We start from the raw sequence: 15,347 nt of genomic DNA, 5'->3' as shown, positions 1-15,347 counted from the left end.
TCTGGCGGACTCACGCCGCCTTGCTCGATCGCCAGCTTACGTTGCGGCGCGAGCGAGGCAAGGATGTCGGCACCGGGCGAGGCTGCGGCATCGGCATGGCCGTATGCCGCCTCCACGCGTCCGCCTTGACGGAGGTTAGATTCGTGCCTCCAGGATCAAATTGAACGGCGTTTCAGCCGCGCGGCGGAAGCGCGACAAGCCGCCCTCGCTGGCAACCTGGCGCAGCCTGGCCTCGCCGGCTTGCGCGCCGAGCGCCAGGCCCACCTCCTGATCGAGCGAGGCCGGCGTGCAGATCATGGTCGACGCCGCGTAGTAGACGCGCCCGACCGGATTGAGATTGTCTTCGAGGCGGTCGCCCGCGAATGGTTCGACCAGCATGCAGGTGCCGTCCTTCGCCATGCTCTCGCGCACGTGGCGGATGGCGCCGACCGGATCGCCCATGTCGTGCAGGCAATCGAAGAAGCAGACGAGATCGTAGCCCTCGGCCGGGTAGGTCTTGGCCGAGTGGACAGCAAAGCTGACCCGGTCGCCCAGCTTCGCCTCGGTAGCGGCCTTTCGCGCGGCCTCGATCGAGCCCTCGTGATAGTCGAAGCCGTAGAAGCGGGAGTTCGGAAAGGCTTCCGCCATGAGCCGTGTCGAGACGCCGTGTCCGCAGCCGACATCGGCGACCTTGGCGCCGCGCTTCAGCTTGTCCACGACGCCGTCGAGCGCGGGCAGCCACGCTTGCACCAGATTGTGCATGTAGCCGGTGCGGAAGAAGCGGGCGGTGCCGCAGAACAGGCACTCGCTGCGCCGGTTCCAGCCGACGCCCTTGCCGGACTTGAATGCGTCCGTGATCTTCGGCTCGTCGAGAAACGCCGCGGCGATGACATTGCCGACCGCGCCGAGAAACACCGGGCTGTCCTCGTCGGCAAGCGCCATGGCTTGCTCCGGCAGCATCGAGAAATTTCCGGAAGCGGAGTCGTATTCGACGTAACCGGACGCCGCCTGGCTCGCCAGCCACTCGCGGACATAGCGTTCGTTCGTTCCGGTGGCGCTTGCGAGCTCGGACGAGCTCATCGGTCCCTTGGCGGCGAGGACGCGGTAGAGACCGAGCTTGTCGCCGAGCAGGACCAGCGACGCGTTCATCGCGGCCCCGACCTCGGTGATCATCTTGCCCATAAAGGCATTTAACCTGTCGGAATTGACCTCCATGACAGCCTCCATGCTGACGCGCCCCTTACGTGGGTCAATCCGGGGTACGGGAAGTTCAACGTGGCGGGAAAACGTGATCCCGGAACTCAAGGGATGACTGGTGTCGCTGCGCTGGCATTCACGATATCCGGAGGGTATAATTCGCGGACTTTTCGATGGTCACCTGAATGTCCAACCTTGTACGTTGTTACGGTCTTGCAGCTCTCTTTGCGGTGCTCTGCCTCGGCGAAGCGCCGGCTCAGGCGCAAGCCCCCCCCATGCGATATTGGATCCCGGGCGGGCCTTTCGGCTTCGGCGGTGTTGCCGGCCAGAGCTCGGACAGCTACGGCAATTTCCCGAGCTTCAAGGCCGGCGATGCCAACGGAGGCTATGATTTTCGTCCCGGCTTCTTCGTTGGAAGCCAACGCGGCAGCCTCGGTTTCGGCGGGCTGAGCCAGACCGCATCAGCCGGCAATTTCAGCGCGCTCTCTTATGACAGCACGCAGTTCGGTTACAACACCAAGACCGCGGGCGGAATGCCGGTCTCATTCTTTGCCGGCTTCAGCTCGCAGAAGTACGGCGACGGCATCGGCAGCTCGCTTGCACCGCTCACCTCGGGCGCCTCGCCCGGCTACGGCGCATTCGCGGGTGTCGAGTTCAAACCGACATCGAACCTCAGCCTGTCGTTCGGGGCCGGGTTCACCCAGCAGGACTCCGGCCGCATGGACAGCGATATCAAATCGAACGTGCTGCCGGGCGAGTCACCGGCGCTGAGTGGCCTTCGGCGGTAAGAAAATTACCTCGTAAACTTCGCGACCAATTCCACATGCGGCGTATGTCGAAACTGGTCGACCGGGACCACCGCCTCAATCTTGTAACCACCGTCGATCAGCAACCGCGCATCGCGGGCGAACGTCGCGGCGTTGCAGGAGACCGCGATCACCACGGGCACCTTGCTCGCGGCAAGTTTCAGCGCCTGCGCCTGCCCGCCCTGGCGCGGGGGATCGAACACCACGGCGTCGAAATCGCGCAACTCCGGCGGCACCAATGGGCGGCGGAACAGGTCACGCGGTTCGGCCTTGATTGGCTTCAGCCCTGGCGTGCGCGCAGCTTTCGCCAGCGCTGCGACTGCGCTGGCGTCGTTGTCATAGGCAGTGACGCGGGCCTTTTCGGCAAGCCGTAGCGCGAACGGCCCGACGCCGCAGAAGAGGTCGAGAACCTCCTTGGCCTTGCCGACGCGCTCGGCGACGAGTGCGGCCAGCGTTGCTTCACCCGCGACGGTTGCTTGCAGGAAGGAGCCCGGCGGCAGCGTCACTTCGGCACGTCCCATCTGCACCGTCGGAGGCAGGCGTTGCAGCACCAGTTCGCCGTGCCGCGTCAGCCGAGCCAGCCGATGCTGCTCGGCGACGCGCGACAGCGCCGTGACGAGCGGCGTCGGCAGCGGGCCGGAGCCGCGCACGTCGACGTCAAGGCCGTTGGCAGTGGCGGTGACTTGGATATCCAGCGGCTTCGTCACCGGCATCCCCGACGTCAGCGGTTCGGCAAGCGCCCAGGCAGCATCGAGCGCACCTTCGAGCGCGGGATCGAGGATCGGGCAGCGATGGATCGGAATCACATCGTGCGAGCTTGCGGCGGAAAAGCCGACCTTGAGCATGTCGTGCGTGCCGAACCGGCCGTGCAGCGTGACGCGCCTGCGCCCCATACCGTGGGCGTCCACCAGCGGCGCGACCTCGCAATCGAGGCCGGCCTGCGCCAGCGTCTCGACAACGATGTTGCGCTTCCAGGCGTGATAGGGCTCGGCCGCCCAATGCTGAATCGCGCAGCCGCCGCAGACACCGAAATGCGGACAGAACGGTTCGATGCGCTCGGGGCTGACGACGTCTACTGCCAGCAGCTTGCGCCGGTCGGGATGCTGGCCGGCGACGTGATCGACCTCGACGGTCTCGCCGCCAAGCGTGTAGGGCACATAAAGCGCATCGCCCGTCGTGAGCGAGACGCCGTCGCCGCGATGGCCGACGTGATCGATCCTCACGCGCTCAACCACGGCGCGCGCCCAGGAAGAATTCGATGTTGCCGTCGCCGCCCGTGATCGAGGAGGGGAACACCTCGATATCGGTGCAGCCGAGCGACGCGGCAAACGCCGCGATGTCGTCGCAGATCTCCTGATGCACGGCGGCGTCGCGGACGATGCCCTTCTTGTTGTGCGTCCGATCGGCCTCGAATTGCGGTTTGATCAGCGCCAGCAGGCTCATGGGTGCTGCCGCCAGCGACAGCGCCACGGGCAGCACGATCTTCAGCGAGATGAAACTGACATCGATGACGACGATATCGGGCCGCGCCGGCAGCCGCTTGCCGTCATAGGCGCGGATGTCGGTCTCCTCCATCGACACGATCTTGGGATGACCGCGCAGCGAGGGATGCAGCTGGCTGGTGCCGACATCAATTGCGAACACCAGGCTCGCACCGTTCGCCAGCAGCACTTCGGTGAAGCCACCGGTGGAGGCGCCGACGTCGAGGCAGACATGGTCCTCGATCTCGATAGGGTAGCGGTCGAGCGCGCCGGCGAGCTTGACGCCGCCGCGCGAGACGTAGGGATGCGCAGGCTCGGCCCGAATCACCGCGTCCTCGGCGATCGTCTCCGACGGCTTTGCGACCTGCTTGTCGTCGGCCGTGACGAGGCCGGCTTCGATGGCCGCGCGCGCCCGCGCCCGGCTCTCGAACAGGCCGCGCTCGACCAGCAGAACATCCGCGCGCTTGCGGGCAGGGGGCATGATCTCTCCGAGGGCGACTGAAGCGCTTATGGTGCGATCAATCGCGCAGCCGCCATCCGGACGCAAGCCTCGAACGCGGCAAGATTGTGCCAGACGTCGATCGGCATCGTGGCCGGCGTCACCAGCGGGCAGCCGTGCAGTTCCAGCGCGTGGATCATCATGAGGTTGTCGACGAGGCCGAAATCCTCGACCGTGAGCCCCTGCGCGTCGACCAGCCGTCCGTCCTCGGAGGTGACGTCCATGAAGCGCGTGAGGCGGTCGGCATAGGTGGCGCCATCGTTGGAATAGGCCACGCAGAACTTGCGGCGGCCGGCCATGTAGCCGAGCTCGTAGACGGTGCCGGGATCAGCGCCCGCGCCGCGGAACGGCGTCAGGTTCGCGATGATCGCATCGGCCTGGTCCATCATGGCTTCGTTGGCGGCAAAGATCTGCCGCGAAGCGTCAGGAGCGGTGAGGTCGATCGCGTTGTCGAGGGGATAGAGGCCGGTGAGGCCATGCGCAGCGCAGATCGCGGCCTTCTGCCGTCCGATCTCAACCGCATCCGGCAGGAACACGTCGGGGCCTGCCAGATAGATTTTCATGGAGTGATCGCTCTGAAGAAATCAGACGAGCTGCGGGCCACGGCGAAAACTGCGCTTGCGCGATCCGACCTCTCCCGCAAGCGGGAGAGGTAGGGGCAGCGTCCGTTTGGCAATTAGGCGAGCTTGACCGTCTCGGTCTTGACGTCCTTGCCGAGCGCTTCGAACACCTTGGCGACGATGCCCTTGGCGTCGAGACCGGCGCGGCCGTACATCGCGGCCGGGGTGTCGTGGTCCTGGAACACGTCGGGCAGCACCATGGTGCGGAACTTGACCATACCGGTGTCGAGCGCGCCCTGGTCGGTCAGGAACTGCGCGACATGCGAGCCAAAGCCGCCGACCGAGCCTTCCTCGACCGTGATCAGGACGTCGTGGTCACGCGCGAGCTTGAGCACGAGCTCGGTGTCGAGCGGCTTCATGAAGCGCGCGTCGGCGATCGAAGTGGAGAGGCCGTGGGCGGCGAGTTCGTCGGCCGCCTTTTCGCATTCGGCGAGGCGCGTGCCGAAGGAGAGCAAGGCGATCTTGCTGCCCTGGCGGATCATGCGGCCCTTGCCGACCTCGAGGGGAACGCCGACTTCGGGCATCTCGATGCCGCGGCCTTCGCCGCGCGGATAGCGCAGCGAGCTTGGACGGTCGTTGATCGCGACCTGGGTCGCCACCATGTGCACGAGCTCGGCCTCATCGGCCGCCGCCATGATCACCATGTTCGGCAGGCAGCCGAGATAGGCGTTGTCGAACGAGCCGGCATGCGTCGCGCCGTCGGCGCCGACGAGGCCGGCGCGGTCGATGGCGAAGCGCACGGGGAGGTTTTGGATCGCGACGTCATGCACGATCTGGTCGTAGCCGCGCTGCAGGAAGGTCGAGTAGATCGCGCAGAACGGCTTGTAGCCTTCGGTCGCGAGACCGGCGGCAAAGGTCACCGCGTGCTGCTCGGCGATGCCGACGTCGAAGGTGCGGTCCGGGAACGCCTTGTTGAAGATGTCGACGCCGGTGCCGGACGGCATCGCCGCGGTGATGGCGACGATCTTGTCGTCCTTCTCGGCCTCCTTGACGAGGCTCTGACCGAACACGTTCTGGTAGGCGGGCGCATTCGGCTTGGACTTGGCCTGGGTGCCGGTGGCGACGTCGAACTTGACGACCGCGTGGTACTTGTCGGCGGAGGCTTCCGCCGGGCCGTAGCCCTTGCCCTTCTGCGTGACGACGTGGACCAGGATCGGGCCGGTCTCCATGTCCCGCACGTTCTTCAGCACAGGCAGCAGATGGTCGAGATTGTGACCGTCGATCGGGCCGACGTAATAGAAGCCGAGCTCCTCGAACAGCGTGCCGCCGTCCATCATGAAGCCGCGCGAATATTCCTCGACGCGGTTGGCGCGGTTGGCAAGGATCTTGGGCAGGCGCTTGTTGATCTGCTTGGCCGCATCGCGCAGCGTGCGATAGGTCTTGCCGGAGTAGAGACGCGACAGATAGGCGCTCATGGCGCCGACCGGCGGCGCGATCGACATGTCGTTGTCGTTGAGGATGACGATCAGGCGCGAGTTCATGGCGCCGGCGTTGTTCATGGCCTCATAGGCCATGCCCGCCGACATCGCGCCGTCACCGATCACTGCAATAACGTTGTTCTTGCCGCCGGCGAGGTCGCGCGCGACCGCCATGCCGAGGCCGGCGGAGATCGAGGTCGAGGAATGCGCCGCACCGAACGGATCGTAATCGCTCTCGCTGCGCTTGGTGAAGCCGGACAGGCCGCCGCCGGTGCGCAACGTGCGGATGCGGTCGCGCCGGCCGGTCAGGATCTTGTGCGGATAGGCCTGGTGGCCGACGTCCCAGATCAGCCGGTCGCGCGGCGTGTCGAAGACGTAATGAATCGCGGTGGTGAGCTCGACCACGCCGAGGCCCGCGCCGAAGTGACCGCCGGTTACCGAGACGGCGTCGATGGTCTCCTGACGCAGCTCGTCGGCGACCTGGCGAACCTGCTCGATCTTGAGCTTGCGCAGGTCATCCGGCGTCCGGATGGTGTCGAGAAGCGGCGTCTTACTGTATGCGTTCACGGCGATTTCCAATTTTTCAGCGCCGGAAGATCGTTCCGGTGCGCGATGGGTTTGCACAATATCGGCGCAGCGCGAGTCCTAAAACCGTCGGAGCCACCTGCATGGGGCAAAGCCCCGTCTTCAAGCTTAGGTGAGCTTAAGTGCGCTCCGGTTCAGTCTCTGTGATCCCTGTCACTTAGATCGGCTTCGTCCGTCCCCAGCCAATTTCATTAGCAATTTGAAGCGCTTGTCGTTGGTAATCGATGCCTACGCAAGGCTAACAAAAAGCCACGCTCCGGGCAGCTTTACACCAAAGCTTGGGCCAAAGCCAACCCGCCGGACTGATTACGGCCATGCACGTGCAACCCGTGGGCCAGATTGGTTAACCGTGGCGCCGGAGCGGAAGTTCCAGCCTTGCCCGGTTCCTTGGCAGGATTTTGGGCGAGACGAAGGCTTTTTTGCCGGATTTGCGAGGGCCATAGACCCTCGCGCGTGAGTTCCCGGAACCTTGTGCCTTTGGCGACCTGGTCCCACAAGTGGAATCAGCAGCGTGCTATCATGAAAAATTGCACCCGGCCGATGCTCGCGACGGGCGGCCTACTGGACGTCGAGCGGCGCGGTGCCGGTGGCCTGACCGCTGGCGTCGGTGGTGATCTTGTCGACGCGCGCCTCGGCCTGACGCAGCAATTCCTCGCAGCGGCGCTTCAGCGCCTCGCCGCGCTCGTAGATCGTCACGGATTCCTCGAGCGGCACCTTGCCGTCTTCGAGCCGCTTCACGATCGTCTCGAGTTCCTCGATCGCGCGCTCGAAGGTGAGCCTGGAGACGTCCACTTGGGTATTTTCGGCCATATAAGCTTCCGATTGCCCGATTCGCATTCCTCGCAGAGAAGGCGCGTTTTGCGGGCTTAATGTGGCGGGCGCTAGAGCATGATCCGGAAAAGTGTGCAGCGGTTTTCCGATAAGATCATGCTCAAACGATAATCTAAAGCGCGATTGTGATTTATCCCAATCGCGCTTCAGGCGCCCATCAGGGCGCCGACATGCGCCGTAACAGATTCTTTCAATCCTTGCAGGTCGTAGCCGCCTTCGAGCACGGACACAACACGTCCCCCGGCGGACTTGTCGGCGAGGTCCATCAGTTTGCGCGTCACCCAGGCATAGTCTTCCGCGCGCAAATTCAGCGAGGCCAGCGGATCGCGGTAATGCGCATCGAAGCCCGCGGAGATGATCAGAAGCTCGGGGCTGAATTTTTCGAGTTGCGGCAGAATCAAATTCTCGAACGCGATGCGGAATTCGGGGCCGCCGTCCTCGGAGGCGAGCGGCGCATTGACGATGGTGTCGTGGTCGCCGCGCTCGCCTTTGGCGCCGGTGCCCGGAAACAGCGGCATCTGATGCGTCGAGCAGTACATCACGGTCGGGTCCGACCAGAAGATGTCCTGGGTGCCGTTGCCGTGATGCACGTCGAAATCGACGATAGCCGCGCGCTTGATGCCGTATTTGCGCTGCGCGTGGCGCGCCGCGATCGCGACATTGTCGAAGAAGCAGAAGCCCATCGGCTTGCCGATCTCGGCGTGATGGCCGGGCGGGCGCACCGCGACGAAGGCGTTGCGGTGCTCGCCATTCATCACCGCTTCGGTCGCCGCCACCGCGCCGCCGACGCCGCGCATCACCGCTTCCCATGTGCCCGGTGACATCGAGGTGTCGCCGTCGATATAGACCTGTCCGCTGGTCGGCGCGATGTGGCGCAGCTCAGTGACGTAATGCTCGTTGTGGCACAGCGTCACGAGATCGAGATCGCCCTCCGGCGCCTGATCGCGCGCCAGGAACTGGAAACGCTCAACTGACAGCGCTTCCTCCACCGCGCGCAGGCGGTCCGGTCTTTCAGGATGTCCGGGCGGGGTGACGTGGTCGAGGCAGGCCTTGTGGGAGAGGAGAAGCGTGCTCATCAGGTCGGCCTCACAGAATACGGGCTCTTGACGTCGCTTGGCGCATCCGGCGCCAAAACGCAATGCAAAACGCAATCTAGGCGTTCCCAAGGGAATGGCAAAGGGTGGTCCCGGACCAGTCCGTTTGATCCGGATCAATTCACGCGGAGGATGCGGGTCGGTGGCAGCGGACCGATCGGTCCGTGCGCCCTGAAGAACGCGAACAGCGCGTCCGCGTCGTAGCCGCCATATTGTGGCGCTGTGCCTTGTTTTGCAGCCGTAAAGCCGTCGCCGCCGACAGCGAGGTAATCGTTGACGGTGACGCGGTAGCCGCTTCCAGGTTCGATCGGCCTGCTGTTGAGCATCATCTTCTCAAGGGCGACGCGCTCGCCGAACGGTTTTGCCGCGTCCCAAGTGTAGTTGAAGCCGTTCGACACCTGAAGGATTCGCGGGCGCTTCGGATCGAGCCATTGCTGCTCCAGCATGTCCTTGAGCTGGCTGCCTGTCAGCGTCATGGTGACGAGGCGATTGCGGAACGGCTGGCTGGCGAACAACTCGCCGAACGACACCGCGCCGTTCTCCTTCGGGATGATGTCGATGCGGATGCCGCCTGGATTGGTGAGGGCAATGACAGCGCTGCCATCCTTCGCATCTCTCGTGGCGAAGAGTTGGGCGTCGGCGATGACGTCGCCGAGCGCGCTCTCGCCGGCCTCGTTCGGAACACGCGACAGCGTCTGCGTCACCGATCCAGCCGGCCGGTTGGCGATCGGTGCCGACAGCTTGTCATAGGCGTCGATTAGCGCGGTCTGCTCGGGGTCCTTCGCGAGTGAGGCATTGGCGACGATGACGTTCTCGCCCTTGGCGCCGACGATGTCGCGCGTTGCGGGATCGAGCTTGAGATCGATTGCGGTGACCAGCGTGCCGTATTTGTCGCCGCTGGTGACGAGTCGGCCGTCGATTTGACAAATGTAGGCACGATGCGTGTGGCCGCTGACGACGACGTCGACGGCGCGGTCGAACTTTTTGACGATATCGACGATCGGCCCGGTAATGGCAGGGCATTCATTGTAGTCGCCTGAGGGCTCACCGCCCTGGTGAATCAGCACCACGATCGCTTCCACGCCGCGGGCCTTCAACTGCGGCACCAGCGCGTTCACCGTCTCGGCTTCGTCGCGGAATTCGAGCCCGGCGATGCCGGCGGGTGAGACGATGCCTGCAGTCTCCTTCAAGGTCAGTCCGATGAAGGCGACGGGGATGCCTTCGAACTCACGGATCTCGTAAGAAGGTAGCACACTTTTTCCGGTCGCGGTCTCCACGGTGGAGGCCGCAAGGTAATGGAATTTGGCGCCCGTGAAGGGATGCGGCCCCTGGCAGCCGTCAACGGGATGGCACCCGCCGTTCTGCATTCTGAGCAGCTCGGTCTTGCCCTCGTCGAATTCGTGATTGCCGACCGAGGTGATCGCGAGCCCCATCATCGAGAGCGACTCGACCGACGGCTCGTCGTGGAACATCGCCGATAAAAACGGGCTCGCGCCGATGAGGTCGCCGGCAGCCACGAAGATCGTGTTCTTGTGTCCTTCGCGTAATTGCTTGACCAGCGTCGCCATGTATTCGGCGCCGCCGGCCGCCACCATGACCTTTTTGGCTTTGTCCTCGGGATCATTGATGCGGATGCCGCCGGGCGGCGGCCGCAGATTGCCATGGAAATCATTGATCGCGAGAATGCGGAGCTCCACGGGCGCGGCGGTCTGGGCCGCAGCGGGGAGGGTGGCGAGCGCGAGCGCGAAAGTGGTCAGGCGGAGAAGATGTCGCATGGAACAAGATTAGTCGTTCCGCGCGAAGAATTCACGAAGCATTGTCGTGAACGTGCCGCGTGCTCCCACCCGCCCCTTGAGGGGGCGGGTCGGTTCGCATGAAATGCGAACCGGGGCGGGGTGACAGACTATCCCAGAATCAAGTGCTTGAGAGTCTCGCGCATACGGGCGAAAGTCTTTTCGCGGCTCACCCCACCCCGCTCGCGCTTCGCGCGAACGAGGGGAGGGTAAGGGCCAGCGCTTCACCGCTTCTTCCGGTTCGCGAACGCATTGAACGCGGCCACGGCGTCGTCCGACTTCAACCGTTCGCCGAACAGGTGGGCCTCCTGGTCGATGCGGCGGGTGAGCTCCTCCGGCGGGGCACGCAGCAGCTTGCGCGAGATCGCGACCGCCTCGGCGGGCAGCCGGCAGATTTCCCGCGCCACCTTGCGCGCCTCGACCTCGGTATGTCCCGGCGAGACCACGGTGTTGACGAAGCCGGCCGCGTGCGCCTCCGCGGCGGTGAAGCTCCGGCCCATGATCAGCATCGCAAAGGCGCGCTGATAGCCCATCGTGTTCGGCATCAACAGGCTGGCGGCACCGACCGGCACCAGGCCGAGATGGATGTAGGGCGCGGAGAAGGTCGCAGCGGTTGACGCCAGCACGTAGTCGCAATGGAACAGCATCACGGTGCCCATGCCGATCGACGCGCCGTCCACGGCTGCGATGATCGGTTTGCTATTGAGGGCGAGCGAATAGAGAAATTTGGCACCGTTCGACAATGTCTCCGGGCGTGCCGTGTCGGCCTGGAGAAAATCGTCGATGTCGTCGCCCGCGGTGAACACGCCGGAGCCGCCGGTGATGATCATGCAGCGGATGTCGGGGTTGTTCTGCGCGGTGTCGATCGCGCGGCTCATCTCCCGATACATCTCCTGCGTGATCGCGTTCTTCTTGCCGGGGCGGCGCAAGGTGATCACCCGCGTTCCACGCTCTTCGGTGACGACGATATTGCCGTTCGGCATAAAGACCCCCTGCGGTCGCCGCGACGCTTGACTTTGGCGAGTCTCGCAAGCGTCAGCCTACATCATCTTGCTGGCGTGCCAATCCGCCCGCGCGACCTTTTCGGCGACGATTCCGTGAACCCGGCGCATGAGGCCGCCGTCACGACTCGCTTCCGTTCGGGAACCGCCGTACCTGATTACGCCGGTTGTATTGCTTCGCACATGCAGTTGCGCATTGCAACAAATGGCTACAATGTTTCATTTGAAAAACCGGTGGTTGTAGGGCACGATCTCAGCCGCTGCCGTGTCCTTTGGACGATTGCTCGATTGATGATTGCCGCAACGGGCGTTGACGAATCCTCGCTGCACTATCACGGCTGGCGCATCGTGCTGGCCTGTTTCCTGATGGCCTTCTTCATGTTCGGTTTCGGCCTCTACGGCCAGGGCGTCTATCTCGCCGAGCTCCAGCGTGCTCATGGCTGGCCGGGCACGCTGGTCTCGGCGGCCAGCACCTTCTCGTTTCTCCTGACCTCCGTCCTCGTCATCTTCACCGACGATCTGCTCGCCCGCATCGGGCTGCGGTCGCTGATCCTGTGCGGCCTCTCGGCGCTGGGTGCATCGACGATGGTGCTGGCGCTGATGCAGACGCCCTGGCAGCTCTATCTCGCCTACGCGCTGATGTCGGTCGGCTGGACCGGCATGGGCACGGTGGTGATCGCGACCCTGCTGAATTCCTGGTTCGAGCGGCGCCGCGGCCTCGCGCTCAGCCTCGCCTTCAACGGCGCGACCTGCGGCGGCATCGTCCTCGTTCCGCTGCTGCTGTCGCTGTCCGATAGCATCGGCTTCCGCTCCGCCATGCTGGCGGCGACGATGGCGATGGTGGTGCTGGTGCTGCCGGTGGTCGTGATCTTCATCGGCTGGCCGACGCCGATGTCGCCGGCATCGGGCGGGCGTTCGTCTGCCGATGGGCAGACCTCGCGGACGTCCCGCAGGGCGCTGCTCGCCAACGCGGCGTTCTGGACCATGGTGCTGCCGATCGCGATCGCGCTCTTGGCGCAGATGGGGTTCATCATCCACCAGGTGACGTTCCTCGAGCCGCTGATCGGGCGCTACGCGGCCGGCCTTGCGGTCACCATCATGGCGGCGATGGCGGTGGTCGGACGGCTGTCGCTCGGCCTGTTCGTCGACCGGCTCGATCCCAGGCTCGCCTGTGCGGCGTCGATGACGAGCCAGGCGGCCGCGCTGTTCGTGCTCGTGCAGAGCGAGAGCCCGACGGTGCTGCTGATGTGCTGCGCCGTCTACGGCTTCTCGATCGGCAACATGATCACGTTCCCGCCCTTGATTATCCAGCGCGAGATCGGCTCTGCCGCCTTCGCCGCCGCGATGGGATTGGGAACGTCGATCAGTGGCATCGTCAGCGCCTTCGGCCCCGGCATCGTCGGCCTCGTGCGCAGTCTCACCGGCGATTACACCACGGCGTTCGCGATGTGCGTGGTGCTGGATCTCGTGGCCGCGGGCGTCGTGTTGTGGCGGCCGGGAAGGCGGGCGAAGCTCGCGGCTTCGTAGCGCGGATGGAGCGAAGCGCAATCAGGGACAGCATCGCGCCACACATCCGGTGTCATCGCCCGACTTGATCGGGCGATCCAGTACTCCGATGCGTCAGTTGTTTATCGAGAAGCCGCGGCGTACTGGATTCCCCGCCTTCGCGGGGAATGACAGCGGAGAGGAGCGTCCCGCCTCACCCCAACAACACCGCATCCGCCGCCGCAACCGACTCCGCACTCTCCGTTACCGTACGCTCCAGCGCGCCGGCTTGCACTGCGATGTTCTCGGCGAAGAAGCGCGCGAGCGAGACGTAGCGCGATGCGTCGGTGTTGCCGTCGGCTTTCGCGGCGAGCGCTTCGGAGGCCAGCATGCAGCCGCCGAGCGTCGAACCGAACTGCTGGAGATACGGCGTAGCACCTGCGAGCGCCTCATTCGGCGCGGACGCAACGCGCTCCAGCAGCCATTTGCTGGTGCGCGTCAGCGCCTCCAGCGCCTCGCGCAATTTCACGCCCGTGGTGCCGAAAGCGGGATCGTTGGAGGCCTCGATCTGCTTGACGGTCGCAGCGAGCTCGTCGAGGAGCGCCCACACCGAGGCGCCGCCATTGGCCGCGAGTTTTCGCGTCACGAGGTCGATCGCCTGGATGCCGTTGGTGCCCTCGTAGATCGTGGTGATGCGCGCATCGCGATAATGCTGCGCAGCGCCAGTCTCCTCGATGAAACCCATGCCGCCATGCACCTGCACGCCGAGATAGGCCACCTCGTTGCCGATATCGGTGGAATAGCCCTTTGCCATCGGCGTCAGCAGCGCCGCGCGCGCGGCCGCATCGGCGCGAACCTTCGGATCGTTGGCGCGCGTGGAGACGTCGAGTGCGACCGCGGTCGCATAGCAGATGGTGCGCGCGGCGGCGGTCTGTGCCCGCATCCGCATCAGCATGCGCTTCACGTCGGGATGGACGAAGATCGCATCCGAACCGTCACCCTTCTTGCCCAGGGCGCGGCCCTGCTTGCGCTCCTGCGCATACGCGAGGGCCTGCTGATAGGCGCGATCGGCGACGCCGACGCCCTCCAGGCCGACGCCGAGGCGAGCCTGGTTCATCATCGTGAACATGCAGCGCATGCCCTGGTTCTCTTCACCGACCAGGAAGCCGATGGCGCCGCCATGATCGCCCATGGTCATGGTGCAGGTCGGCGAGGCATGCATGCCGAGCTTGTGCTCGACGCCGCTGGCAAAGATGTCGTTGCGCGCACCGAGCGAGCCGTCGGCATTCACCATGAATTTCGGTACGAGGAACAGCGATATCCCCTTGGTGCCGGTCGGCGCATCGGGCAGGCGCGCCAGCACGAAGTGCACGATGTTGTCGGTCATGTCGTGCTCGCCATAGGTGATGAAGATCTTCGTCCCCTTGATGCGATAGGTGCCGTCGGCCATCTTCTCGGCGCGGGTGCGCAACGCGCCGACGTCGGAGCCGGCCTGCGGCTCGGTCAGCTGCATCGTGCCGGTCCATTCGCCGGAGACGAGCTTTTCGAGATAGATTTTCTTCAGCTCGTCGCTGCCATGCGCCTCCAGCGCCTCCATCGCCGAGGCCGTCAGCAGCGGGCAGAGGCCGAAGGCAAGGTTCGACGCGCTCCAGATCTCGGTGCAGGCTGCGTTGATCGCGATCGGCAGGCCCTGGCCGCCGAAATCCTCGGGGCCCGAGACCGCGTTCCAGCCGCCCTCGGTCCAGCGCTTGTAGGCATCGGGCCAGCCCGGCGCGGTCGTGACCTTGCCATCGTCGAGCTTGATGCCGTGCTCGTCGCCGACCTTGTTGAGCGGCGCCAGCACGTCGGTTGCGAACTTGCCCGCTTCCTCCAGCACGGCGGCAACGATGTCGCCGTCGAAATCGCCGTAATGGCCTGCCTCCATGGCCGCCTTCAGGCCGGCGCCATGGTTGAGTGACAGCAGCATGTCAGAGATCGGCGCGCGGTAGGTCATGGCTCACTCCCGTGGACAGGTTATTGGCGCCGTATTCCCATGAAACGGGGGAGGTCTCAATGGGCGGGACGGCCCCGGTCCGGAACGGGTTCGCCCGGACCTATAATAAGGTGTGGTGTGGGCGCCCTGGGGCTGTGGTATTTTGACCCTCCAGGCGGTTGAAATGCCGCGCCGCTCCCTATAGACCGGCTGCGACCATCGGGAATCTGCGGCAGTCAATTCTTCCGCCGGCCCCAGGTCGCCTAATGGGGCGTAGCCAAGCGGTAAGGCAGCGGATTTTGATTCCGCCATTCGGAGGTTCGATCCCTCCCGCCCCAGCCAGAGCCAACGCGCTGACTTTGTTATGAAAACGGCCTTGTTCGAGGCGGAATTTCCAGTGCATTTGGAAATTCCGTTTGCCCCGCATTTGGAAATTCTGTGCTGGTTTCGTTTTTTGGTCGATTGTGTTGAAAAAGGCGACTGTTGCGACGCAGAGGGATCAGTGATTCAGTCAGTCTAATTGGCAGGACTGAAGATCATGATGGGACATCGGCAAGTCGAACAGGCTGCGTTGTTCTACGAGTTC

Annotated in this window: 12 protein-coding genes and 1 tRNA gene; 3 read left to right on the top strand and 10 right to left on the bottom strand. The window is 64.5% G+C overall.

Annotated elements, in window-relative coordinates; genetic code table 11:
* Positions 1-135 precede the first annotated feature (135 nt).
* The gene (locus tag B5V03_RS28100; RefSeq protein WP_164988344.1) at positions 136-1,194 is read right to left on the bottom strand and encodes a class I SAM-dependent methyltransferase; all 1,059 of its coding nucleotides are present in this window, start codon (positions 1,192-1,194) and stop codon (positions 136-138) included.
* A 167-nt stretch (positions 1,195-1,361) separates the two neighbouring features.
* Between B5V03_RS28100 and B5V03_RS28095 the strand changes: the two genes are divergently transcribed.
* Positions 1,362-1,964: a hypothetical protein gene (locus B5V03_RS28095; RefSeq protein ID WP_129273627.1), complete on the top strand. Its 603-nt coding sequence runs from the start codon at positions 1,362-1,364 to the stop codon at positions 1,962-1,964.
* A gap of 5 nt (positions 1,965-1,969) precedes the next feature.
* Here B5V03_RS28095 and B5V03_RS28090 read toward each other — a convergent pair whose 3' ends face one another.
* The 8 genes from B5V03_RS28090 to B5V03_RS28055 form a co-directional block, all read right to left on the bottom strand.
* Positions 1,970-3,217, bottom strand: a complete 1,248-nt coding sequence (locus B5V03_RS28090) for a class I SAM-dependent RNA methyltransferase (RefSeq protein WP_129273626.1) — start codon at positions 3,215-3,217, stop codon at positions 1,970-1,972.
* Entirely contained in the window at positions 3,210-3,944 is a 735-nt protein-coding gene (locus B5V03_RS28085; RefSeq protein WP_164988343.1) for a TlyA family RNA methyltransferase, read from the bottom strand. The genes B5V03_RS28090 and B5V03_RS28085 overlap by 8 nt, the downstream gene beginning before the upstream one ends.
* A 26-nt stretch (positions 3,945-3,970) precedes the next feature.
* Positions 3,971-4,525 carry a nucleoside 2-deoxyribosyltransferase gene (locus B5V03_RS28080; protein ID WP_129273625.1) on the bottom strand — a complete coding sequence of 185 codons (555 nt, stop codon included), beginning with the start codon at positions 4,523-4,525 and terminating at the stop codon, positions 3,971-3,973.
* A 113-nt stretch (positions 4,526-4,638) separates the two neighbouring features.
* Positions 4,639-6,567, bottom strand: coding sequence for a 1-deoxy-D-xylulose-5-phosphate synthase (gene dxs, locus B5V03_RS28075; RefSeq protein ID WP_164988342.1), 1,929 nt, complete (start codon positions 6,565-6,567; stop codon positions 4,639-4,641).
* Between the two features lie 576 nt (positions 6,568-7,143).
* Positions 7,144-7,395 (bottom strand): exodeoxyribonuclease VII small subunit, encoded by a 252-nt coding sequence (locus tag B5V03_RS28070; protein WP_008132970.1) that lies wholly within the window; start codon positions 7,393-7,395, stop codon positions 7,144-7,146.
* 167 nt (positions 7,396-7,562) lie between these two features.
* The gene (locus B5V03_RS28065; RefSeq protein WP_129273623.1) at positions 7,563-8,492 is read right to left on the bottom strand and encodes a histone deacetylase family protein; all 930 of its coding nucleotides are present in this window, start codon (positions 8,490-8,492) and stop codon (positions 7,563-7,565) included.
* A gap of 134 nt (positions 8,493-8,626) precedes the next feature.
* Positions 8,627-10,285, bottom strand: a complete 1,659-nt coding sequence (locus B5V03_RS28060; protein ID WP_129273622.1) for a bifunctional metallophosphatase/5'-nucleotidase — start codon at positions 10,283-10,285, stop codon at positions 8,627-8,629.
* Between the two features lie 242 nt (positions 10,286-10,527).
* Positions 10,528-11,286, bottom strand: a complete 759-nt coding sequence (locus B5V03_RS28055) for an enoyl-CoA hydratase-related protein (protein WP_129273621.1) — start codon at positions 11,284-11,286, stop codon at positions 10,528-10,530.
* A gap of 309 nt (positions 11,287-11,595) precedes the next feature.
* Between B5V03_RS28055 and B5V03_RS28050 the strand changes: the two genes are divergently transcribed.
* A complete protein-coding gene (locus B5V03_RS28050) occupies positions 11,596-12,831 on the top strand; it encodes an MFS transporter (RefSeq protein WP_129273620.1) in 1,236 nt (411 codons plus the stop codon).
* 172 nt (positions 12,832-13,003) lie between these two features.
* On the opposite strand, the gene B5V03_RS28045 is transcribed toward B5V03_RS28050, so the two are convergent.
* Complete coding sequence (locus B5V03_RS28045) at positions 13,004-14,782, bottom strand: acyl-CoA dehydrogenase (protein ID WP_129273619.1); 1,779 nt, start codon at positions 14,780-14,782, stop codon at positions 13,004-13,006.
* Positions 14,783-15,028: 246 nt separating this feature from the next.
* On the opposite strand from B5V03_RS28045, the gene B5V03_RS28040 reads away from it, so the two are divergent.
* Positions 15,029-15,103: transfer RNA gene (locus B5V03_RS28040), tRNA-Gln, on the top strand.
* Positions 15,104-15,347: the final 244 nt, after the last annotated feature.

This window comes from Bradyrhizobium betae (assembly GCF_004123905.1).
Classification (GTDB): domain Bacteria; phylum Pseudomonadota; class Alphaproteobacteria; order Rhizobiales; family Xanthobacteraceae; genus Bradyrhizobium; species Bradyrhizobium betae_A.
Note: the sequence above shows the minus strand (reverse complement) of the source record. Positions and strands in the feature narration are given on the sequence as shown.

Excerpts from the sequence above, each read along its gene's own strand:
- B5V03_RS28100 (WP_164988344.1), bottom strand. The coding sequence starts at position 1,194 with ATGGAGGTCAATTCCGACAGGTTAAATGCCTTTATGGGCAAGATGATC.
- B5V03_RS28095 (WP_129273627.1), top strand. The coding sequence starts at position 1,362 with ATGTCCAACCTTGTACGTTGTTACGGTCTTGCAGCTCTCTTTGCGGTG.
- B5V03_RS28085 (WP_164988343.1), bottom strand. The coding sequence starts at position 3,944 with ATGCCCCCTGCCCGCAAGCGCGCGGATGTTCTGCTGGTCGAGCGCGGC.
- B5V03_RS28080 (WP_129273625.1), bottom strand. The coding sequence starts at position 4,525 with ATGAAAATCTATCTGGCAGGCCCCGACGTGTTCCTGCCGGATGCGGTT.
- B5V03_RS28070 (WP_008132970.1), bottom strand. The coding sequence starts at position 7,395 with ATGGCCGAAAATACCCAAGTGGACGTCTCCAGGCTCACCTTCGAGCGC.
- B5V03_RS28065 (WP_129273623.1), bottom strand. The coding sequence starts at position 8,492 with ATGAGCACGCTTCTCCTCTCCCACAAGGCCTGCCTCGACCACGTCACC.
- B5V03_RS28060 (WP_129273622.1), bottom strand. The coding sequence starts at position 10,285 with ATGCGACATCTTCTCCGCCTGACCACTTTCGCGCTCGCGCTCGCCACC.
- B5V03_RS28055 (WP_129273621.1), bottom strand. The coding sequence starts at position 11,286 with ATGCCGAACGGCAATATCGTCGTCACCGAAGAGCGTGGAACGCGGGTG.
- B5V03_RS28050 (WP_129273620.1), top strand. The coding sequence starts at position 11,596 with ATGATTGCCGCAACGGGCGTTGACGAATCCTCGCTGCACTATCACGGC.
- B5V03_RS28045 (WP_129273619.1), bottom strand. The coding sequence starts at position 14,782 with ATGACCTACCGCGCGCCGATCTCTGACATGCTGCTGTCACTCAACCAT.